Annotated in this window: 4 protein-coding genes and 1 pseudogene; all 5 read right to left on the minus strand. The window is 70.3% G+C overall.

The annotated features are described in order from the left end of the window. Window positions 1-72: 72 nt before the first annotated feature. Window positions 73-1,044 (minus strand): cell division protein PerM, encoded by a 972-nt coding sequence (locus AC08OX_RS14740; RefSeq protein WP_476608344.1) that lies wholly within the window; start codon window positions 1,042-1,044, stop codon window positions 73-75. 233 nt (window positions 1,045-1,277) lie between these two features. After that, a pseudogene (locus tag AC08OX_RS14745) lies at window positions 1,278-1,547 on the minus strand (DUF6350 family protein); the annotation flags it as partial. Between the two features lie 185 nt (window positions 1,548-1,732). Next, entirely contained in the window at window positions 1,733-2,485 is a 753-nt protein-coding gene (locus tag AC08OX_RS14750) for a hypothetical protein (RefSeq protein ID WP_476608345.1), read from the minus strand. 185 nt (window positions 2,486-2,670) lie between these two features. Continuing rightward, window positions 2,671-3,543, minus strand: a complete 873-nt coding sequence (gene sucD, locus AC08OX_RS14755; protein ID WP_011435105.1) for a succinate--CoA ligase subunit alpha — start codon at window positions 3,541-3,543, stop codon at window positions 2,671-2,673. 25 nt (window positions 3,544-3,568) lie between these two features. Further along, window positions 3,569-4,735 (minus strand): ADP-forming succinate--CoA ligase subunit beta, encoded by a 1,167-nt coding sequence (sucC, locus tag AC08OX_RS14760; protein ID WP_011435104.1) that lies wholly within the window; start codon window positions 4,733-4,735, stop codon window positions 3,569-3,571. Window positions 4,736-5,069: the final 334 nt, after the last annotated feature.

The raw sequence follows: 5,069 nt of genomic DNA on the forward strand, positions 1-5,069 counted from the left end.
GATCCACGCCGGGCGGGAAGCTGCGGACCGACAGACCTCGACGAGGCCGCGACAGCGGGGCCGCGAGGCCAGTCAGGGGTGTCGTCGTGACAGCCGGGCTGACGACCATGAGCCGGATGGCTGCAGCCGGCGCCACCATGAGGACGCCGCCGCGTCGTCGGCAACGAACGGCCGCTCGGCCCGACGGGCCGCCAGGTCGATGCCGCCGATCAACAGGAGTCCGACAAGCGCGGTCTCCCCCCCGGCAATCAGGCCGCACAGCCATCCGGACGAAGGACCATAGTGGTTGCCCTGACCCGTCACGGTCCCGACCTGTCCCATCGGTACCTGGACCGCCAGACCCACGAGGGCACCGCAGACCACCGCCCCGAGCAGGACGGTCAGGAGGCGAGCCCGGGAGCGGCGTCCCAGGCTCGCCCGATGGACCATGACAGCAAGCACGACTCCGGCCACGACGGGCACCAGCACCAGCACAAGCCACCCGGGCCTGGGCAACGCGCTCGGCGGAAGAGCCGCCAGCACCGGGAGGTCCGGCAGATCGGCCGGGCGGACGACATCCGCCCGGACCAGACCCGAACCCGTTCGAAATCCTGGTCCAAGGGCGTAGGACAGACCCCAGAGGACCAGGTTGGGCAGCAGCGCAAGCTGGGTCGCCGTGAGCCCGAGACCCCCGAGCGCGCCCACGTCGAGCGAGCGCTCGGCTGCGGCGACCTCGGGCTCGGTCGCCGCGAGCACCAGCGCGACCCCGAACGCGGCGGCCGCCAGCAGCGCCATGAACGCCGCCGCGCCGGACAGCAGGGGGACGCGCAGCATCACGTGCAGCATCCGCCATGCCGTGCGCAGCCGATGGCGACCGGCCAGCGCGCCGAGCAGGGCGGCCGGTATCCCGAACGCGGCCGTCCCCAGCGCCGCGGAACCGGGGGTCGGCCGTACCGAATGCGTGCGCACGATGACCGCGACGACCACGACGAAGAGAGTCTGGGCGCCCACGACGCCGATGACGTCGCCCGCCACGGGACCCCGGCGGCGCCATCCGACCGGCATCGGCCCCCGCGGGAGTCCCCGGGGTCCGATGCCGAAGCGGCGGGGCGCCCTCCGCCGAGCCGCGCGGGCCGCAACCGCGACACCCGGCCCAGCGGCATCCGACCGAGCGAGACCCGGTTCAGCGACGCTCGGCCCAGGGGCGTCCGGTTGAGCACGGCATGCGACTGCAGTGATGCCGCGCTCGCCCGCCGATGCGCCGCGCTCAGCGCCGCGGCCAGCGAAAAGAGGGCGAGGCCCAACGGCCGGAACGCGATGATCCCGTCAGGGAGCCGCAGCGTCGTTCCGTGAGCGGCAAGCCACAGATCGGCTCCGACGCGCAGAGCCGCGGCGGGTCCGGTGGAGGAGCCGGTGGAGGAGCCGGTGTCGGCTCCCCACACAACCAGAACGACGAATTCGATGAAGATCAGGCCCGCGGCCGACGCGGCGACCGCCTCCGCCAAGGGCCGTCCGCCCCGCTGCCAGATCCGATCGGTGAGGCGTCGCGGCAGTCGGGGCGGCTGCATGGAGGCGGGCACGTTAGGACGCTCGCACGCAGATGCGCGGCTCAGCGGACAACACGCCGTCGTCGGCGCGGGAAATGCCCGAAGTAGGACGAATAGTTATGGTTGGCCGGAGAGGTCGACCCACCGCATCCCCCACGCCACATCCCCCCGAGCGACCGTCATGAACCACTCGCCGGGGCATCGGATCAACGACCGGGAGGAGACTCCTGCTGGCCGTAACCACCCGGCGGAGGCGGCTGCTGGCCATAACCCGTGGGCGACTGACCATGACCCTGCGACGGCTGGCCGTATCCGCCCGGCTGGACCGGCTGCCCATACCCGCCAGCGGGCGGCCCATAGCCCGGCGGCGGCCCGTACCCCGTGGACGGCTGACCGTAACCGGGTGTGGGCTGCTGGCCGTAGGGCTGGCCGTAAGGCGGCTGACCACCATACGGAGGCCAGGCGCCCGGCTGACCGGGCCCGGTGGGACGGGCACCCGGCCGGCCGGGAATGGGCGCTCCGCTCGCCAGCGCCGTGAGCACCCCGAAGACGGTCTGCACGATCGTCAGCAGCAAGGCGAGGTAGAACCCGAAACTCGGCCCGGCATCCACCCCGCTCGGCACATCGGGGAACCGAATCCATCTGATCAATAGCAGGAAGACGGCGAATGCCGAGACGGCTGGCAGTATCCACAGGATCGAGACCGGACCAACGTCCGGGATGCGGACGTTGGCGGCGACGCGCGCCGTCACCAGACCGGCGACCACGACCACCAGGAACACCGGGAACCAGGAGTTGAACCCGAGCCCCCAGGCGTTCTTGTGGGCCTCCGCCGAGCGGCCGAAAAATCCCAGGCTCACCGAATACCACGGCAGGAAGCTCACGATGAACGTGACCGCCCCGGAGGCGATCACCCCGATGTCGTTGGTGGCGACGCTACGACCGCCGATTTGTGCCACGACGGCAACCCCACTTCGTCTGGTCGGTCGGTGCGGGGACGAGAGTCGTCGATGCACCGATGCAGGAGTCTTGCAGCCGTCGGAAGCGAAGGGAAGATGTCCGTCCCGAAGCCCCGCGGCCGAGACCCCTACCTGTCCTGATGCCGAGCCCCCGCGGGACGCGGGGGCTCGGCATCAGGACAGGCCTACAACGACCGCATGATGTCAGCCATCAGCCGGGCGGTCTCCGACGGGGTCTTGCCAACCCGGACGCCGGCCTTCTCCAAGGCTTCCTTCTTGGCCTGCGCGGTACCGGACGAACCGGACACGATGGCGCCCGCGTGGCCCATCGTCTTGCCCTCCGGCGCGGTGAAGCCGGCCACGTAGCCGACGACCGGCTTGGTCACGTTCTCCTCGATGTGCGCCGCGGCCCGCTCCTCGGCGTCACCGCCGATCTCACCGATCATCACGATCGCGTCGGTGTTCGGATCGGCCTGGAAGGCGTCGAGCGCATCGATGTGCGTGGTGCCGATGACCGGGTCGCCACCGATGCCGACACAGGTGGAGAAGCCGAACTCCCGCAGCTCGTACATCATCTGGTAGGTCAGCGTGCCGCTCTTGCTGACCAGGCCGATGCGCCCGCCGGGGGTGATGTCGGCCGGGATGATGCCGGCATTGGACAGACCGGGGCTCGCGATACCCGGGCAGTTCGGCCCTATGATCCGCGTCGTCGCCTTGGACCGGGAGTAGGCGAAGAACTCGGTCGTGTCGTGGATCGGCACGCCCTCGGTGATGACCACCGCGAGTGGGATCGCCGCGTCGATCGCCTCGATCGCCGCGTCCTTGGTGAACGCAGGCGGAACGAAGATCACCGAGACGTTGGCGCCGGTCTGCGCCATCGCATCGGCGACGGAGCCGAACACCGGCACGCCCTCGACCTGCTGGCCCACCTTGCGCGCGTTCACGCCGGCGACGACGTTCGTGCCCGCGGCGAGCATGCGGCGGGTGTGCTTGCTGCCCTCCGAGCCGGTGATGCCCTGCACCACCACCCGGCTGTTCTCGTCAAGCCAGATAGCCATCGGTTCGCAATCCCCTTCGCCCAGGTCAGGCCGCGGCCGCGGCGAGCTCAGCGGCGAGCTTCGCCGCGCCGTCCATCGTGTCGACCGGCTTGACCACCGGCAGGTTCGCCTCGGCCAGGATGCGGCGGCCCTCCTCGGCGTTGTTGCCGTCGAGGCGCACCACCAGCGGGGTGCTGACGTCGCCGACGATCTTCAGGGCCTGCACGATGCCGTTGGCCACCGCGTCGCAGGAGGTGATGCCACCGAAGATGTTGACGAAGACGCTCTTGACCGCCGGGTCACCAAGGATGATCGACAGACCGTTCGCCATGACCTCGGCGGACGCACCGCCGCCGATGTCGAGGAAGTTCGCCGGGCGCTTGCCGCCGAATTCCTCCCCGGCGTAGGTCACCACGTCGAGGGTGGACATGACCAGGCCGGCACCGTTTCCGATGATCCCGACCTCGCCCTCGAGCTTGACGTAGTTGAGGCCCTTCTCCTTGGCCTTCTGCTCCAGCGGGTCCACCGCGGCCACGTCGACGAACGCCTCGTGCTCCGGGTGGCGGAAGTCGGCGTTGTCGTCCAGGCTGACCTTGCCGTCGAGGGCGACGACCCGGCCGTCACCGGTGAGGATCAGCGGGTTGACCTCGACGAGGGTGGCGTCCGACTTGACGAACACGGTCCAGAGCTTGGCCAGCAGCTCGCTCGCGCCGTCCAGAGCCGCCTCGGGCAGCTTCGCCGCGACCGCGATCTCGCGAGCCTTGGCCGCGTCGACTCCCTTGAGCGGGTCGATCGCAATCCGGGCCAGCGCCTCCGGCTTGGTCGCCGCCACCTCCTCGATCTCCATGCCGCCCTCTCGGGAGGCCATGGCGAGAAAGGTGCGGTTCGCCCGGTCCAGCAGGAAGGATGCGTAGTACTCCTCGGCGATGTTGCTGGCTTCCTCGACGAGCACCGAGTGGACCGTGTGGCCCTTGATGTCCATGCCGAGGATCGCTGTCGCCTTCGCGAAGGCGTCATCCGGCCCGTCGGCTACCTTGACGCCACCGGCCTTGCCCCGGCCTCCGGTCTTGACCTGCGCCTTGACGACGACCCTGCCACCGAGCTCGGTGGCGATCGCGCGGGCCTCCTCGGGGGTGGTCGCGGTCTTCCCGGTGGGCACCGGTACGCCATGTTCGGCGAACAGCTTCTTCGCCTGGTATTCGAAAAGATCCACGGTCCGTCCAGTCGGATGCGGTCGTTACGGGTTGGGATACGTAGAGCTGCACAGAACGCCTGCGAGCCTACTGACGAGGGCGTTACGGCGCGCGCCACGCGCCGTGCACCACCGCCGTCGCTGGCGGCCCGCGGGTGGGATCGAGCGGGCCGGTCCGGCGCATCCCTCGACCCGCTCCGGGGACCCGGCAGGGTCGTCGATACAGGACAGATACAGGACAAATGAGGTGGACACCTGTCGCACCGAGGGTGGCTTCCGCCTCGCCGCCCTCAGAGCGCGGGTCCGCCGGGAGCCGCTGAGCGTGACCGCCGGGACCTGCCCTAGGCCGTCCCGT

It is taken from the genome of Frankia sp. CoBUL1 (assembly GCF_978021245.1).